The organism is Micromonospora sp. NBC_01638, assembly GCF_045209745.1.
Classification (GTDB): domain Bacteria; phylum Actinomycetota; class Actinomycetes; order Mycobacteriales; family Micromonosporaceae; genus Micromonospora.
Map to the genome: position 1 here is coordinate 869734 of NZ_CP109273.1, position 15818 is coordinate 885551.

A 15818-nucleotide genomic window follows, 5' to 3' on the forward strand; every position below is an offset into this window, starting at 1 on the left:
GGAGGGGTACGACGCGGTGTTCGATTACGGCGACCGGACCGGTTACGAACCGATCAGCGACACTGACCGCAAGGAGTTCCACGAGCAGGGCTTCCTCCTGCTGCGCAACGTCCTGACGGAGGACCACCGGGCGGCGCTGGAGGCGGCGGTCGACCGCGTCTACGCGGAGGAGCAGGCAAAGGGCACCACCAAGAAGGACGGCACCCTGCACCTGCTGGGCTTCCTGGAGCGCGACGAGCTCTTCGGCGAGCTGCTGACCCACCCGATCGCCTTCCCGTACATGTGGGGGCTGGCCGGTTGGAACATCTACACCCACCACAACCACCTGGACGTCACCCCTCCGGCACTTGAGCCGGAGAAGCCGTACTGGGGTTGGCACCAGGACGGGTACCGGCAGAACTCCGACCCGGAGACGATGGACCCGAACCTGCCCCGGCCGATGTTCTCGCTGAAGGTCGCGTACGTCCTGTCGGATCTCTCCGAGACCGGCCGCGGCGCCACCAAGGTCATCCCGGGCAGCCACCTGTGGAACTCGCTGCCCCGGCCGAAGGACCTCAGCGTGCACAACCCGGACCCGGAGGGCACGGTGGAGATCACCGCCAAGCCGGGCGACGCCTTCATCTTCGACCGCCGGCAGTGGCACTCGCGGTCGACGAACCTGTCGGCCATCACCCGCAAGATGCTCTTCGTCGGCTACACCTACCGGTGGATCCGTCCGCTGGACGAGCTGCACCCCGACGTGAACGGCGAGTGGTACCGCAACCGCACCCCGGTGCAGCGCCAGCTGATCGGTGAGGGCACCCACACCGCCAACTACTGGGGCATCAACTGGGACGGGTACGTCGACGACGAGATCCCGCTGCGCAAGGAGCTCAAGGAGCGCGGCCTGCTCGACCGCAGCGTCCCCTGGCTCCGCTGACGACATGAGGAGGGGCCCCTTGTCATCGCCTTTCGGCCATGGCAGGGGGCCCCTCCCCGTATTCCCGGGGCCGGTCCACCACCTGCGGTTCAGCCCTTGACGGCGCCGGCCACCAGGCCGGAGACCATCCGGCGCTGCACCAGCAGGAAGAAGATGATGACCGGCAGAGTGAACAGAGTGGACGCGGCCATCACCGGCCCCCAGTTGGTGTCGTCCCGACCGAAGAAGAAGGTCATCGCCACCGGCAGCGTGTAACTCCCCTGGTCGTTGATGAACGTCAACGCGAAGATCAGTTCGTTCCACGCCGTGATGAAGGAGAAGATGCTGGTAGCCACCAGGCCGGGTGCGACCAGCGGAAAGAGGACCCGGCGGAAGGTCTGGGCCCGGCTGGCCCCGTCGATGGCCGCCGCCTCCTCCAACTCCTTGGGCACCGCGGCGACGAAGCCGCGCAGCATCCAGATCGCGAACGGCAGCGAGAAGCCCAGGTACGTGAGGATCAGGCTGGGCAGGGTGTTGTAGAGCCCCAGCCGCTGGATCATCAGGAACAGCGGGATGACCAACGCCTCCAACGGAATCATCTGCACCACGAGCAGCATGATCAGGAAGCTGGCCCGCAGCCGGAACCGGAACCGGGCCACCGCGGTCGCGGCGAGCAGAGCGACCAGGCCGCTGAGCACCACCGTGGAGACCGCAACCAGCGCGCTGTTGAGGAAGAAGTCGAAGAAGCTCACGCCGGGGATCAGGTTGCCGGTCAGGATCTCCCGGTAGTGCGCCAGCGTCGGATGGGTCGGCACCGGCTGCGGGGTGGCCGAGAAGATCTCGTTGCTCGGCTTCAGCGAGGTGGAGATCATCCAGTAGACCGGGAACGCCGCGAACAGCGCGACCAGCAGCCCGGCGACATTGAGGGCGACCTTCTTCACGACTCGTCCTCCTGCCTGAGCACCATCCGTACGTAGAAGCCGGTGACCACGAGCAGGATCAGCGTGAGGATCACGGCGATGGCCGCGCCGAGTCCGTACTTCGGCGGTGGAGAGAAAGCTTCGGCGTACGAGTAGATGGCGAGCATGAACGTCGGCCGGTCCTGCGTGCCGCCGGCCAACACGAACTGCTGGGTGAAGACCTTGAAGTCCCAGATGGTGGAGAGCACGATCAGGATCCCGAAGACCGGGCGCAGCAACGGGAAAGTGATCTTCCAGAAGACCCGCCAGGGGCTGGCGCCGTCCACCCGGGCCGCCTCGTGCAGCTCGCTCGGCACGCTCTTGAGACCGGCGAGCACGCTCACCGCGATGAACGGGAACGAGTGCCAGACCACCACCAGGGTGAGGATGGCGAAGAAGAGCAGTGGCGAGTTGAACCAGCCGTAGCCGGTCCAGTCGCTACGGCCGAACAGACTGTCGGAGAGCCCGTCCGGCAGCGCGTTGAACAGCCACGTGACGAGGCCGCTCGTATCGTCGAAGATCCACTTCCAGACGATGGTGCCGGTCAGCGCCGGCGTAGCCCAGGCGAGCATCACGCAACTGGCCACGAAGGTCGCCATCCTGCTGCCGAGCCGGTTGAGCAGCAGCCCAACCAGGGTGCCGAGGACCATCGTGAGCAGCACGTTGGCTGCGGCGAACAGAACCGTGTTGCGCAACACGGTCAGGAAGAACGGATCGGAGAGGATGTCGGCGTAGTTGCTCAGCCCCACCCACGGCCACTCCCGGTCGCCGCGCAGTTGCCGAACGTTGTTGAGCCGGTAGAAGGACATCACCACCACCTGGCCGAGCGGCCAGAGCAGCAGCACCCCAATGATCAGCAGTGCGGGCAGGAGCAGCAGGTAGGGCAAGCGGTCCACCCGGCGACGCCGCCGCACGGGGGTCTCCCGCGCGGCGGCCGTCTCTGAGGCTTCTGTCAGTAAGGTCACTTGCTGTTCAAAATGCCTTCCATCTCACCGGCCGCATCGGCGGTGGCCTTCTCGACCGTCTTCTGACCCTTCATGACCGAGCTGTTCATCGCCTGGGTCACCGTCTTGGTCCGGCTGACCTCCACCCACTTCGGGGTTAGCGGCGTGAGCTTGGTGTTCTGCATGGTGGTGGCAAACGCCGCCATCACCTTGTCGTTGGCGTACGTGTCGCCGGCGACCAGATCCTGGTAGACCGGAAAGAAACCGAGGCTGCTCGCGAAGCTCTGCGCGTTCTTCTTGTTCAGCAGCACGGTCAGGTAGTCCCAGGCCAGGTCCTGGCGCTTACTGTCCTTCCAGATCGCCACGTCCGAGCCGCCCGCGAAACCCGGTGCCGCCTTGCCGTCCGGGCCGGGGATCGGGAACGTACCCCAGACCTTCTCGATCTCGGGGTTGTCCTTCTTCATGGCACCCTGCTGCCAGCTGCCGGCGAAGGCCATCGCGGCCTTGCCGGTGGCGAACTGGGTGCGGGCGTCGACCTCGTTCCAGCCCGCCGCCGCCGGCGGGGCCACCTTGTGCACGGTCACCAGGTCGGTCCAGAACTTGACGGCCCGCTGCGCCTCAGGCGTGGTGTAGCCGGACTTCCAGGTGCCGCCCTGGTTGCTGGCGATCTCGCCGCCGGCACCCCAGAGGAAGGAGTAGAAGGGCAGCTCGGAGTTGCCCGGCAGGGCGATGCCGTAGGTGCCCTTCTTCTTCGCCTGCACGGTCTTGGCCACGGTGACCAGGTCGTCCCAGGTCTTCGGCGGCTGCACCCCGGCCTCGGCGAACCAGTCGGTGCGGTAGTAGACCGCGCGCACACCGGCATACCAGGGCACGCCGTACTGCTTGCCGTCGAGCTGCGCGTTGCGCACCAGGTCGGGCAGCAGGGCCTTGCCGTCGGTCCAGCCGCCCATCCGAGTGCTCACGTCGGCGAGCGCCTCCTGGGCCGCCCAGCCCTGAGTCTCGGTGTTGCCCAGCTCGGTGATGTCCGGTCCCTCACCACCGGCGAGCGCGGCCTGGAACTTCTTGGGCGCCTCGAGCCAGGGAATGTACTGCACAACCACGTCGGTGTCGGGGTGCTTCTGGCGGAACTCGGTCTCGACCCCGTCGAGGAAGGTGTTCTGCGCCTCGCCGCCCTCACCCATCATCCAGACCGTGAGCTTGCTGTCGTCCGCCGCATCGTCGCCGGAGCCCCCACAGCCGGTCAGCACCATCGCGGCCGAGGCCACCATGGCGGTGACCGGGGCCAACCGCTTCCACCTGTTCACGCCACTTCTCCCTCGCGCCGCCTGGAACTAACCTTCTCCGCCGCACCCTAGTACGGAGAATTCCTTTACGACAGTGGGCGGAACTGGCCGAAGCGTGGCGACCGTACCGCAGAGCCCCGACGGACGGCGTCGTGGCGTCGGGCCGAAGTTGGGCACTTCGACCCGAAAGAGCGCCCGGCCGAGGGCCGGGCGCTCTTTCAATAGTGCTGTCTTGCCAGGTGCTGCCGGGTCGTTATCGGGTGACGCCGCGGCGGCCACCCACGCCGGCCACCAGCGCGACCGCGATCGCCGCCAGCACAACCTGAACCAGCAACTCGCCCCAGTCGACGCCGCTCGTCTCGGTCGCGATGCCGATGGCCCGCGCCAGCACGGTGCCCAGCAGGGCCGCGCCGATACCGATCAGCATGTGCAGCCAGATCGGCATGTTCTGCCGGCCCGGAACAACCAGGCGGCCGAGCGCGCCGACGATCAGACCAACAACGATCGCAGTGATGATGCCCCACACGGTGAGCTCCACGGCCACCCTCCTTCAAAGAATGTCTGACACACGATGTGTGTGCTTTCCTGTCGTGACCGCTATGTGCCCGACCCAACGGGAATCCAAACCGACTCCGCCCACCAAACGGTCACGACTTAGTCAACAAGCACATGTACCACCGGCCGCCGAGCCGCCGAGCCGCCGAGCCGAGTTGATCAGGGCGGTTTCCGACGTCGGGCCGACGAACCGGGCCGGCGGCCGGCCCGCAATCCAAAGAGGAACGCCGATGGGGCGCCCGACCTGTCGGCCGGGCGCCCCATCGAGGTGTCGCGGTGGTACGGGGGTTGGTGCTCGGTGTTACCGGGTGACGCGGCGGCGGCCACCCACGCCGGCCACCAGCGCGACCGCGATCGCCGCCAGCACAACCTGAACCAGCAACTCGCCCCAGTCGACGCCACTCGTCTCGGTCGCGATGCCGATGGCCCGCGCCAGCACGGTGCCCAGCAGGGCCGCGCCGATACCGATCAGCATGTGCAGCCAGATCGGCATGTTCTGCCGGCCCGGAACAACCAGGCGGCCGAGCGCGCCGACGATCAGACCAACAACGATCGCAGTGATGATGCCCCACACGGTGAGCTCCACGGCCACCCTCCTTCAAAGAATGTCTGACACACGATGTGTGTGCTTTCCTGTCGTGACCGCTAAGTGCCCGGCCGGCAGAAAAACCAAACCGACTCACCTCAAAGGACAACGCCTAGCGTCAATGGCTAACGGGTGCGTCGGTTGGCGCGGGAGCACATCCACGCAGGTGGGAGCCCATCTCGTCGACCCGTCCGCCCCACGACAGCGCCAGAAAAATTCTCCCGCCCCACACGGTTGCGCCACCGCAGGCCAGCACCCAGCCGGCAACCACGAGGGGTTCGTGGACCGGACGGGGCACGCCGCGACACGCAGGCCGGGGTCAGCAGGCCGGGGTCAGCAGGCCAAGACAAGGCAGGCCGAAACCCGCCCCGCTGACACGCGCAAGATCCGCGCAACTTCAGGGGAACTGCTGCCTCAACACGACTCCAGGCAGCACTTTCCCCGAAACTGCGCGGATCCTGGCCGGGCCCCGGCGGGGCCGGACGCCAGCGGGGCTACTTCTTTCCGGCGGCCTTGCCGTCCGTGGAGGAGTCGGAGGAGAGGGCGGCGATGAAGGCCTCCTGCGGCACCTCGACCCGGCCCACCATCTTCATCCGCTTCTTGCCTTCCTTCTGCTTCTCCAGCAGCTTGCGCTTACGGCTGATGTCGCCGCCGTAGCACTTGGCGAGCACGTCCTTGCGGATCGCCCGAATGGTCTCCCGGGCGATGACGCGGCTGCCGATGGCCGCCTGGATCGGCACCTCGAACTGCTGGCGCGGGATCAGGGCGCGCAGCTTGGCGGCGATGGTGACGCCATAGTTGTACGCCTTGTCCTTGTGCACGATGGCGCTGAACGCGTCCACCGCCTCGCCGTGCAGCAGGATGTCCACCTTCACCAGGTCGGACGCCTGCTCGCCGGAGGTCTCGTAGTCGAGCGAGGCGTAGCCCTTGGTACGGCTCTTCAACTGGTCGAAGAAGTCGTAGATGATCTCTGCGAGGGGCAGGCTGTAGCGCAGCTCGACCCGGTCGGCGGAGAGGTATTCCATGCCCAGCAGGCTGCCGCGCCGGCCCTGGCAGAGCTCCATCACCGCGCCCACGTAGTCGTTGGGCGTCAACACGGTGGCCCGGACCACCGGCTCGTACACCTCGGCGATCTTGCCGGTGGGGTACTCGCTCGGGTTCGTCACGACGATCTCCTCGCCGTCGTCCGTGATCGCCCGGTAGACGACGTTCGGCGCGGTGGAGATCAGGTCGAGGTTGTACTCCCGCTCCAGCCTCTCCCGGATGATCTCCAGGTGGAGCAGGCCGAGGAAGCCGCAACGGAAGCCGAAGCCGAGCGCACCGGAGGTCTCCGGCTCGTAGTCCAGAGCGGCGTCGTTGAGCTTGAGCTTGTCCAGAGCCTCACGCAGGTTGGGGTAGTCGGACCCGTCGATCGGGTAGAGGCCGGAGTAGACCATCGGCTGCGGGTCCTTGTAGCCACCCAACGCCTCGGCCGCCGGCCGGCTGTTGATGGTGACCGTGTCACCGACCCGGGACTGCCGGACGTCCTTCACACCGGTGATCAGGTAGCCGACCTCGCCGACGCCGAGCGCCTCGGCCTTCACCATCTCGGGCGAGATGACGCCGATCTCCAGCAGCTCGTGCACGGCCCCGGTGGACATCATCTTGATCCGGTCCCGGGCGCTGATCCGGCCGTCGATGACCCGGACGTACGTGACGACGCCCCGGTAGACGTCGTACACCGAATCGAAGATCATCGCCCGGGCGGGCGACTCGGCGTCGCCGACCGGCGGGATGAACTGTCGGACGATCTCGTCGAGCAGGTACGGGACGCCTTCGCCGGTCTTGCCGGAGACCCGGATGCAGTCGGCGGGGTCGCCGCCGATCAGGTGGGCCAACTCCTCGGCGTACTTCTCCGGCTGGGCGGCCGGCAGGTCGATCTTGTTGAGCACCGGGATGATGCGCAGGTCGTTCTCGAGCGCCAGGTAGAGGTTGGCCAGGGTCTGCGCCTCGATGCCCTGCGCGGCGTCGACCAGCAGCACGGCGCCCTCGCAGGCGGCCAGCGACCGGGACACCTCGTAGGTGAAGTCGACGTGCCCCGGAGTGTCGATCATGTTGAGCACCGCTTGCTCGCCGGTCCGCTCACCCTCGCGGATGGTCCACGGCATGCGGACGGCCTGGCTCTTGATGGTGATGCCGCGCTCGCGCTCGATGTCCATCCGGTCCAGATACTGGGCGCGCATCTGCCGGGGGTCGACCACACCGGTGAGCTGCAGCATCCGGTCGGCCAGGGTCGACTTCCCGTGGTCGATGTGAGCGATGATGCCGAAGTTCCGGAGGCGACCAGGGTCGGTGGCACCAGGAGCATTCGCGCCGGGATCGAGCTTCGGTGGCACAGCGGTCCGTTCTGGTCGGCTGACGTGAACAGGCCGGCGCGCCGCCGACCCCCTCTATGTTCCCACGCCGCCGGGGTGCGTCCGCTGCGCGGGCGACGGATCGGCCCGAGGACCTCTCACTCTACCGGCGGCTCGACGAAGAGCGCGGCCAGCCGGGGCAGCCGACGACGCGCCTCCTCCTCGTCGTCGAAGTCCCAGAAGTCGTTGAGGTCCGGCGTACGAACCGGGTCGCGGTCCGCCGGCAGTTCGGTCGCGGTGGCCTTGCGGTACGCGTCCCAGGGCACCGACAGCATCTGCTCGGCGGAGAACTCCTCGCCGCTGAGCGAGGCCGCCCGCACCTGGGGCAAATCGGCCAGCGAGTCCGGTTCGGTGACCGCTCGGGCGAAGACCGCCCGGCCCTGGGTCATCAACCAGCCCCGGAAGTGTTCGAAGCCGTCCGCCGAGGCGCCACCGTTGATCAGGTACGCCGCACCCCACAGATCCGCCTTGTGCGAGGCGGCCAGCACTCGCGTCTGGTGCCGGGCGTACCCGACGATGTCCTCCGGGTCGCGCTCGGCGAGCAGCGCGACGGCCCGCGCGGCGACCGGGCCGGGCTCTCCCCCGCCGCCGGCCCGAGCCTCGTCGATCAGCTGCCAGAAGTCGTCGGTCCTCATGGCCTGGCAGTCTGGCAGTGTCGCCGTGCGTCGCGCACGTACCCCCGGGGCAGCATGGTGGGGTGTCTCCTCCCACGCTGCCGCCGGTGCCCTACCACGCGAGCGCGCTACGCCCGTCGTGGTCGGCGTTACCGGCGGCGCTGCGGGCCGCGGTCGCCGAACGGCTCGGCGCGCCGGTGGTCACCGCCCGGGTCGCGGGCGCGGGCTTCACCCGGGGGTTCGCCGCCGTGCTCGGCACCGCCGACGGTGGTCGGGCCTTCGTCAAGGCGGCACCCGCCGCCGAGCAACCGCACCTGGTCGACTGGTACGCCCGAGAGGCCGCGATCCTCGATCGGCTGCCGGCCAACCTGCCGGCGCCCCGCCCCCGGTGGACCCTGTACGAGGCTGGCTGGTTCGTGCTCTGCACCGACGCCGTCGACGGCCACACCCCACGCCTGCCCTGGGTGCCCGTCGAGTTGAACGCCACCCTCGCCGGGTACGCGGAGGTCGCCGCCGCCCTGGCCGAGCCGCCCGCCGAGTTGACCGCCCTCGGCCTGCCGCACCTGGCCGACCTGGCCCGGTCGGACATCCTCTGGTGGGAGGAGGTCGCCGCCGGTCGCGAGCCGACCCCACCGCTGCCCGCGCCGGCACGGGGCCGGCTCCCCGAGTTGGTGGCGCTGGAGTCCCGCCTCCCCCGGTACGCCGCCGGGGCGACCAGCCTGATCCACGGTGACCTGCGGGTCGACAACGTGCTGATCGATGCGGACGGCCGAGCCTGGTTCTGCGACTGGACCTGGGTCTGCTCCGGGCCGGCCTGGTTCGACCTGGCGGGCCTGCTGCTCACCGCGTACGCCAGCGGGCTGGACGCGGACCGGCTCTTCACCGCGCACCCGGCGACCACGGGCGCACCCCCGGACGCGCTGGACGCGACCCTGGCGGCGTTGGCTGGCTACTACCTCACCGGCGCTGCCGCAGCACCGGCGACAGCCTCGCCGCACCTGCCCGCCCACCAGCGATGGAGCGGCGAGCAGGCGCTCGACTGGCTGGCCCGCCGCCAGGGCTGGCGGTGACCGGCCGAGGGCGTAATCTGGGTCCCGACGGGCCGGGTCCGTCCGCGCGAAGGCCGAGCCGTTTTGGCTCGTCCCGGGCGACCTGGTAACCTGGCTCTTCGCGCAGCGATGACGCATGTTCGTCATGCCGCGCATAAGCTGACCAACCCGAGCTATCAAGACGAGGCTGTCGCGTGGCGAACATCAAGTCCCAGATCAAGCGCAACCGGCAGAACGAGAAGGCCCGGCTGCGCAACAAGTCGGTCAAGTCGTCGCTGAAGACCGCCGTCCGGAAGTTCAACGAGGCTGCTGAGGCCGGTGACGTCGAGAAGGCCACCGCGCTCATGCAGGACGCCTCGCGCAAGCTGGACAAGGCCGTCAGCAAGGGCGTGATCCACTCCAACCAGGCCGCGAACCGCAAGTCCGCGATCGCGAAGCGCGTGGTGGCGCTCTCCGCCTGACGACTACATCGTCAGACTGATTCGGAAAGCCCCGGACCTCGGTCCGGGGCTTCCGTGTGCCCGCAGGCTGACGGCAGCTGCGCAGCGATGTCCGCCAGCCTCGGCGCTCAGTCCGATGGGTCGGCGCGGCGGGCGGGTGGCACCGGATCGGCGGTGATCACCACGCCGGTGACGCTGTGCGAGATCCACTCCACCTGGGCTCGGCCGACCGCCGGTTCCATCTGCCGGCGAAAACGGTCCCGTTCCTGCTCGGGTACGAGCGCGGCGGAACGGACCACGATCGCGGCCACCATGTCGTTGAGCTTGACCATCGCCGCGACCACGGCGGGCAGCACCAGCACCGCCCACCAGGTGACCAGCTCGGCGAGGGCGAGCAGCACCGCCAGGGCGATGGTGCCCTCGAAGAAGAGGAAGCACAGCACGCCGCCGGGGTTGACGAACCGCAGGCCGAGGAGCCGGGCGTAGAGCGGTCGGAAACGCTCCTCGGCGACGGGGATGGTGGCCCACGCTGGGCGGTTCGCTCCCGTCACCTGGTGCTGCCCTGCCGGGCCGCCGCGACCGAGAAGACCGCGCGCTCCAGGGCGTACGCCCGGTCGTCGGAGCCACCCTTGACGGCCGCGTTGCACTCGGCGGCGACCTGCATGGCTCGAACCAGGCCCTCCGGCGTCCAGCCGCGCCCCTGTCGCTGCGCCCGTTCGATCTTCCAGGCGGGCATGCCGAGGCTGCTGGCGAGCTGGTAGGGGTTACCCCGCCCGGCCGACGCCACCCGGGCCACCGTGCGCACCCCGTCGGCCAGGGCGTCGGCGATGGGCACCGGGTCGACCCCGACGTGCAGGGCCCAGCGCAGCGCCTCCAGCGCCGCCGGCACGTCGCCGACCATGGTGGCGTCCGCCACCGTGAAGCCGGACACCTCGACCCGACCCCGGTAGTAACGGCTCACCGTGTCGGCGCTGATCCGCCCGTCGGTGTCGGCGATCAGTTGGGAACAGGCGGCGGCCAGCTCGCGCAGGTCGTTACCGACCGCGGCGATCAGCGCCTCGGCGGCGTCGTCGGTGCACTTGCCGCCGGCTCGGCGGATCTCGTCACGAACGAAGGCCACCCGGTCGCGGTGCCCCTTGAGCTTGGCCGCCGGGACCACCGTCGCGCCGGCCGTCCGCAGCCCGTCCGCGAACGCCTTGCCCTTGGCCCCACCCAGGTGCAGCACCAGCAACTGGACCTCAGGGTCGGGGTTCTTCGCGTACGCCACCAGCGCGGCGACCAGATCTTTGCGGGCGTCCTGACCGGAGCGCAGGATCAACAGGCGACGCCCGCCGAACAGCGAGGGGCTGAGCATCTCGGCGATCTCGCCGACGGTGAGCGCACTCGCCTGGTATTCGCGGACGTCCACCTCGGGGTCGACGCTGCGGACCTTCGCGACAGCTTCGGTGACCGCGCGCGTGGCGAGCAGCTCCTCGTCACCGAGGACGAGCAGAATGGGGGCGAGGCTGGCGGGGGTCACGCCGCCCATATTCGCACGGCCCACGGCGGGATCGTGCCTGCTCATTCGCTGCTTGGTCGGCGCAGCCCGCACTCAGTGCAAATCCAGACATTAGTCCCAGTTCGCCATTTAATCCGCGAGTCGCCCAACTAATAGGGCCCGACGTGAGCCTGGCTCGGCGTCCGGCCGACCGGTTCACGAAGACCCCTCGCTTGATCCACCCGCGATAAGCGAATTCGGGGTATGACCGCCGCTGACACCCCGAGGTCAACGATCCCGAGTCGTTCAGGGTGATCGGCCCGGTGGGACCCCTCGACGGACCACGGCCAGGCCGCCGCCGGCCCGGATCGCCGCCACGTCGCCATCGGTGTCGGTGCGCAGCACCCGCGCTCCTCCCCTGGTCAGCCGGGCGAGCAGCCCCGGATTTGGGTGCCCGTAGCTGTTACCGGTGCCCACCGGCACCAGCGCGACGGCCGGCCTCACCACGTCGAGGAAGCCCGGGTCCTGATACGCCGAACCGTGGTGGGCGACCTTCAACACATCCGCTCGTAGCTGCCCCGGTGCCGCCCGCGCCAACATCGCGTGCTGCTCCTCGGTCTCCGCGTCCCCCGACAGCAGGATCCGCACCCCGGCCACCGTGGCGAGCAGCACCAGCGAGTTGTTGTTCGGGTCGGACCTGGTCCCGGCCAGCGGGTACGGCGGGCCGAGCACCAGCAGGTCGATCCCGCCCACTGGATGGCGAGCACCGGCCACGGTGGTCAGCAGCGCGGCCCGCCCGCCGGTCGCCGCTGCCCGGACCAGATCCCGGCCGCTCTCCGGGTCCGTCGATGGCGGCGTCAGCACTGCGCCCACCCGCCGCCCCCGGAACACCCCGGCGACCCCGCCCACGTGGTCCGCGTGAAAATGGCTGATCACCAGCAGCGGCACCTCCCGGACGCCGAGCCGACGTAGGCACCCGTCCACCGCCGTCGGCTCCGGCCCGGCGTCCACGACCACCGCCCGGCCCGGGGCGACCGGCAGCACCAGGGCGTCGCCCTGGCCCACCGCGCAGGCCACCACCACCCAGCCGGAGGGTGGCCAGCCGGAAGCAATCAGCCGGACCGGGAGGGAGCCCAGCAGCGCGCCGACACCAACCACCGCCACCAGCCGACGTACGAGTGGTCGTCGCACCGCGATCAGCAGCGCCACGGTCAGCCCGGCAAGCAGCAGGGCCCCCAACACCCCGCCCGGCCAGGGCAGATTGCCAGCCGGCAGTCGAGCGCCCTGCTGGGCGATGACCACCAGCCACCAGGCCGGCCAGCTCGCCAGCCACGCGGCGAACTCGGCACCGGCCGGCCAGATCGGGGACACCACGGCCGCAGCCACGCCCAGCACGGTCGCCGGTGCGATGGCCGGCACCGCCAGCAGGTTGGCCGGCACAGCCACCAGGCTGACCGTGCCGGAGATGCCCGCGACGACCGGCCCGCAGGCCAGTTGCGCAGCCGCCGGCACGGCCAACGCCTCGGCCAGCCCGGCCGGTACGCCCCGCCGCCGCAGCCCGTCCCGCCAACGGGGTGCGAGCAGTAACAGACCGCCGGTGGCCATGACGGACAGCGCGAAGCCGGGATCGCCGGCCAGCTCCGGATCGGCCAGCACCAGCACGGTGATGGCGGCAGCCAACGCGGGCAGCGCGGCCCGGGGGCGGCCGGCAGCCAGCGCGGCGAGCCCGATCGCTCCCATCGTGGCGGCCCGTACGACGCTCGGGGACGGGCGGACCAGGATGACGAACCCGATCAGCGCCAACCCGCAGAGTCCGGCGGCGAGCCACGGGCCGGCGCGCGCCCACCGGGCCAGCAGCAGCACCGCACCTACCACAATTGCGACATTCGATCCGGAAACAGCATTGAGGTGTGTCATTCCGGTGGCCCGGAAGTCTTCCTCGACTTCGGGTGGCAGCCGACTGGTGTCGCCCACCACCAGCCCGGGGAGCAGGCCACCCGGCTCGTCGGGAAGTGGCCCGCAGGCCCGTTGCAGCCCGGTACGCAGCGTCCCGGCGGCGCGCTGCGCCCAGGAGGGCACGCCGTGCCGCACGGGTGGGCCGGTGGTGCTGAGCACCGCTGCGGTGAGGTCACCTCCGCGCGGTACGCCGAGTCGGCCGTCGGCGGTGACGCGCTGTCCCGGCAACAGTCCGCGCCAGGCCGGATCGGTGGCCAGGGTCAGCAGCCGCACCGGTGCCCGGACCCGCCGGCCGTCCGGGCCGCTGAGCCGGACCAGCTCGGTCGACACCAGCAGCATGCCCGGCCGCCCGGCGGAACGGATCGGGCGCGGATCGTCCCGAACGATCAGGTCGGCGGTGACCGGTGCGCGCTGCTCGGCCAGGGCACGGATCGGCGGTGCGTCCCGGACGGCGAGCCGAGCGGCGGTGGCCGCGCCGCCGCAGACCACGCCGAGGCCGACCGCGACGGCGATCCAGCCGTAACGGCGGGCAGCGGCCCGAGGACGACCGAGGTGGCCCAGCAGGTGCAGGGCGTTGCATGCCGTCAGGATGGCCGCCGCTCCGGCCACCAACAGGAGCGGGCGGCTGCCGAGATGCAGGCCGGCGAGCGCCGTGAGCCAGGCGGCCACGGCCAGCCCGGCGAGCCGCAGATCCGGCGGTGCGGGCTCCGCTCGGGCGTCCGGCGGCGAAACAGCGGACCTGCTCACACCGTCACCAGGTCCTTGAGCTGCTCGTAGCGCGCGTCGCCGATCCCGTCGACCTGGCGCAGGTCGCCAACGGACTTGAACCCGCCGTGCTGATCCCGGTGGGTGAGGATCCGTTGGGCGAGCACCGGCCCGACCCCGGGCAGCGCGTCGAGCTGCGCCAGCGTGGCGGTATTGAGATTCAGCGGACCGGCGGCGGGTGCCACCCCACCCGCCGCCGGTCCGACCGCACCGCCCGGCACCGGCGGCGGCGTCACCCCAACCACGATCAGCTCACCGTCGGTGACCTTGCGGGCAGGGTTGAGCAGTGCCACGTCGACCCCGGGCAGCGCGCCGCCGGCCGCCTGCACCGCGTCGGCGAGCCGGGCCCCGGCCGGCAATCGCACCAGCCCGGGCCGGCGCACCTTGCCCGCGACCGCCACCACCAGCTCTCCCCCGCCAGGCGAGCTGGACTCACCCGCCGAGGCGGCCGGCGTTGCCGCGCTGGCCAGCGGGGCGACCGGCTCCGCGTGCGGCCGGGACCGCCAGGCCCAACCCGCGGCGACCACCACGACCACCACGGCGACGACCGCCAGCGCCCGTACGCCGCGCCGCCCGGGGTCAAACGCCCCAGGCCCGGGCAGCCGCGAGGCCGCGCTGCCTTCCGCTGCAACGGGTAGGCCCGCGCCCGGCTCGGTGAGCGGCACCCCTTCCCGGGGCGGCAGCGCGCCAACCGGAGGCACGCCCACGAGCAGCGCCCCTGCCGTAGGTGGCGGCACACCCACCGCCGGCTCCGTCAGCCGGCGCAGGCGCTGGCGTACCTCTGTCTCCTCGTCGTGCGACACAGCCCGACGCTATGGCGACGGTCGGGACGGTGGGGTGTGGCGGCACCGCCCTGTGGACAACCCTCGCCACTGTGGACAACGCCCTGATCATGCCGTGATCTGCTAAGAAAAACGGCCCGTCGGCCGCGTCCGCGTCGCGCTCCAACACGACGACGGTGGCACCGGTCGCGACCAGCCGCGGCCCGGCCGACACCGCGACCGCCCCGGTCACCACGCAGGACGTGGGCACTGTTCAGCCCTTGAGTCGGCGGTGGACGACCACGCAGGCCAGACCCGGGCCGGCGTGCGCGGCGACGACCGCGCCCGCCTCGGAGACGTACGTGTCGTGCAGCCGGTCACCGAGCCGCTGGGTGATTGCGGCGAGCAGCGCCTCGGCCCGCTGCGGCGCGGCCAGGTGGTGCACCCCGAGATCCACATCGTCGTCCCCGGCAGCCTCGACGGCCAGGTCGACCAGCCGGGACACTCCCCGGCTGGCGGTGCGGACCTTTTCGCGCAGCACGATCGCCCCGTCCGGCATGTGCATGATCGGCTTGACGGACAGGGCGGTGCCGAACAGCGCCTCGGCCGCGTTGATCCGGCCGCCCCGGCGGAGGAACTCCAGCGTGTCGACGTAGAACCAGACGGTGGTGCGGGCGACGGCGGCGAGCGCCGCGTCGCGTACACCGGCAAGGTCGGTGCCGGCCTCGGCGGCGGTGGCGGCGGCGATGGCGGGAAAGCCCAGCCCCATGCCGGTCGAGCGGCTGTCCACGACCTCCACCCGGCCGTTCAGGTCGGCGGCGGCCAGGCGGGCGGCCTCGACCGTGCCGGACAGAGCGGCGGAGAGGTGCACCGAGACGATCCCCTCGGCGCCGGCGTCGAGCAGTTGGCGGTACGCCCGGGCGAACTGTTCGGGTGCTGGGCGGGAGGTGGTCGCCGTGACCCGGCGGGCACTCAGCGCCAGGGTGGCGTCCGCCGGCTGGGTCTCCACCCCCTCCAGCCCTTCCGCCCCGTTGAGCACGACGGTCAACGGGACGACGGTCAGCCGGTGCGCCTGCACCAGCTCGGGCGGGAGGTAGGCGGTGGAGTCGATGACAACCGCGACGGGCATGCCCGGCAC

Annotated in this window: 15 protein-coding genes; 3 read left to right on the forward strand and 12 right to left on the reverse strand. The window is 70.6% G+C overall.

Annotated features, from left to right (window positions below):
* Positions 1–16: 16 nt before the first annotated feature.
* The gene (locus OG811_RS03950) at positions 17–919 is read left to right on the forward strand and encodes a phytanoyl-CoA dioxygenase family protein (protein WP_406072202.1); all 903 of its coding nucleotides are present in this window, start codon (positions 17–19) and stop codon (positions 917–919) included.
* A gap of 89 nt (positions 920–1008) precedes the next feature.
* Here OG811_RS03950 and OG811_RS03955 read toward each other — a convergent pair whose 3' ends face one another.
* The 7 genes from OG811_RS03955 to OG811_RS03985 all read right to left on the reverse strand — a co-directional run bounded on the left by OG811_RS03955 (position 1009) and on the right by OG811_RS03985 (position 8253).
* Positions 1009–1839: a carbohydrate ABC transporter permease gene (locus tag OG811_RS03955; protein ID WP_406072204.1), complete on the reverse strand. Its 831-nt coding sequence runs from the start codon at positions 1837–1839 to the stop codon at positions 1009–1011.
* Entirely contained in the window at positions 1836–2822 is a 987-nt protein-coding gene (locus OG811_RS03960; protein ID WP_406072206.1) for a carbohydrate ABC transporter permease, read from the reverse strand. The genes OG811_RS03955 and OG811_RS03960 overlap by 4 nt, the downstream gene beginning before the upstream one ends.
* Positions 2819–4105: a sugar ABC transporter substrate-binding protein gene (locus tag OG811_RS03965; RefSeq protein WP_406072207.1), complete on the reverse strand. Its 1287-nt coding sequence runs from the start codon at positions 4103–4105 to the stop codon at positions 2819–2821. The genes OG811_RS03960 and OG811_RS03965 overlap by 4 nt, the downstream gene beginning before the upstream one ends.
* 232 nt (positions 4106–4337) lie before the next feature.
* A complete protein-coding gene (locus tag OG811_RS03970; protein ID WP_406072209.1) occupies positions 4338–4622 on the reverse strand; it encodes a GlsB/YeaQ/YmgE family stress response membrane protein in 285 nt (94 codons plus the stop codon).
* A gap of 318 nt (positions 4623–4940) precedes the next feature.
* Positions 4941–5225: a GlsB/YeaQ/YmgE family stress response membrane protein gene (locus OG811_RS03975; protein ID WP_406075500.1), complete on the reverse strand. Its 285-nt coding sequence runs from the start codon at positions 5223–5225 to the stop codon at positions 4941–4943.
* A 494-nt stretch (positions 5226–5719) separates the two neighbouring features.
* Positions 5720–7600: a translation elongation factor 4 gene (gene lepA, locus OG811_RS03980; protein ID WP_406072211.1), complete on the reverse strand. Its 1881-nt coding sequence runs from the start codon at positions 7598–7600 to the stop codon at positions 5720–5722.
* Between the two features lie 116 nt (positions 7601–7716).
* Complete coding sequence (locus tag OG811_RS03985; RefSeq protein WP_406072213.1) at positions 7717–8253, reverse strand: DUF4240 domain-containing protein; 537 nt, start codon at positions 8251–8253, stop codon at positions 7717–7719.
* 62 nt (positions 8254–8315) lie between these two features.
* On the opposite strand from OG811_RS03985, the gene OG811_RS03990 reads away from it, so the two are divergent.
* Positions 8316–9302 (forward strand): phosphotransferase family protein, encoded by a 987-nt coding sequence (locus tag OG811_RS03990; RefSeq protein WP_406072215.1) that lies wholly within the window; start codon positions 8316–8318, stop codon positions 9300–9302.
* Between the two features lie 173 nt (positions 9303–9475).
* On the forward strand, positions 9476–9742 hold the full coding sequence (rpsT, locus tag OG811_RS03995) for a 30S ribosomal protein S20 (protein WP_109818418.1): 267 nt from the start codon (positions 9476–9478) through the stop codon (positions 9740–9742).
* A 107-nt stretch (positions 9743–9849) separates the two neighbouring features.
* Here the strand turns inward: rpsT and OG811_RS04000 are convergent, their stop codons facing one another.
* From OG811_RS04000 to OG811_RS04020, 5 genes are all read right to left on the reverse strand, one after another.
* Positions 9850–10272, reverse strand: a complete 423-nt coding sequence (locus OG811_RS04000; RefSeq protein WP_406072216.1) for a hypothetical protein — start codon at positions 10270–10272, stop codon at positions 9850–9852.
* On the reverse strand, positions 10269–11249 hold the full coding sequence (holA, locus tag OG811_RS04005) for a DNA polymerase III subunit delta (RefSeq protein ID WP_406075502.1): 981 nt from the start codon (positions 11247–11249) through the stop codon (positions 10269–10271). The genes OG811_RS04000 and holA overlap by 4 nt, the downstream gene beginning before the upstream one ends.
* A 255-nt stretch (positions 11250–11504) precedes the next feature.
* The gene (locus OG811_RS04010) at positions 11505–13901 is read right to left on the reverse strand and encodes a ComEC/Rec2 family competence protein (protein WP_406072218.1); all 2397 of its coding nucleotides are present in this window, start codon (positions 13899–13901) and stop codon (positions 11505–11507) included.
* The gene (locus OG811_RS04015) at positions 13898–14722 is read right to left on the reverse strand and encodes a helix-hairpin-helix domain-containing protein (RefSeq protein ID WP_406072220.1); all 825 of its coding nucleotides are present in this window, start codon (positions 14720–14722) and stop codon (positions 13898–13900) included. The genes OG811_RS04010 and OG811_RS04015 overlap by 4 nt, the downstream gene beginning before the upstream one ends.
* Positions 14723–14954: 232 nt before the next feature.
* Positions 14955–15809: a DegV family protein gene (locus OG811_RS04020; RefSeq protein ID WP_406072222.1), complete on the reverse strand. Its 855-nt coding sequence runs from the start codon at positions 15807–15809 to the stop codon at positions 14955–14957.
* Positions 15810–15818 lie beyond the last annotated feature (9 nt).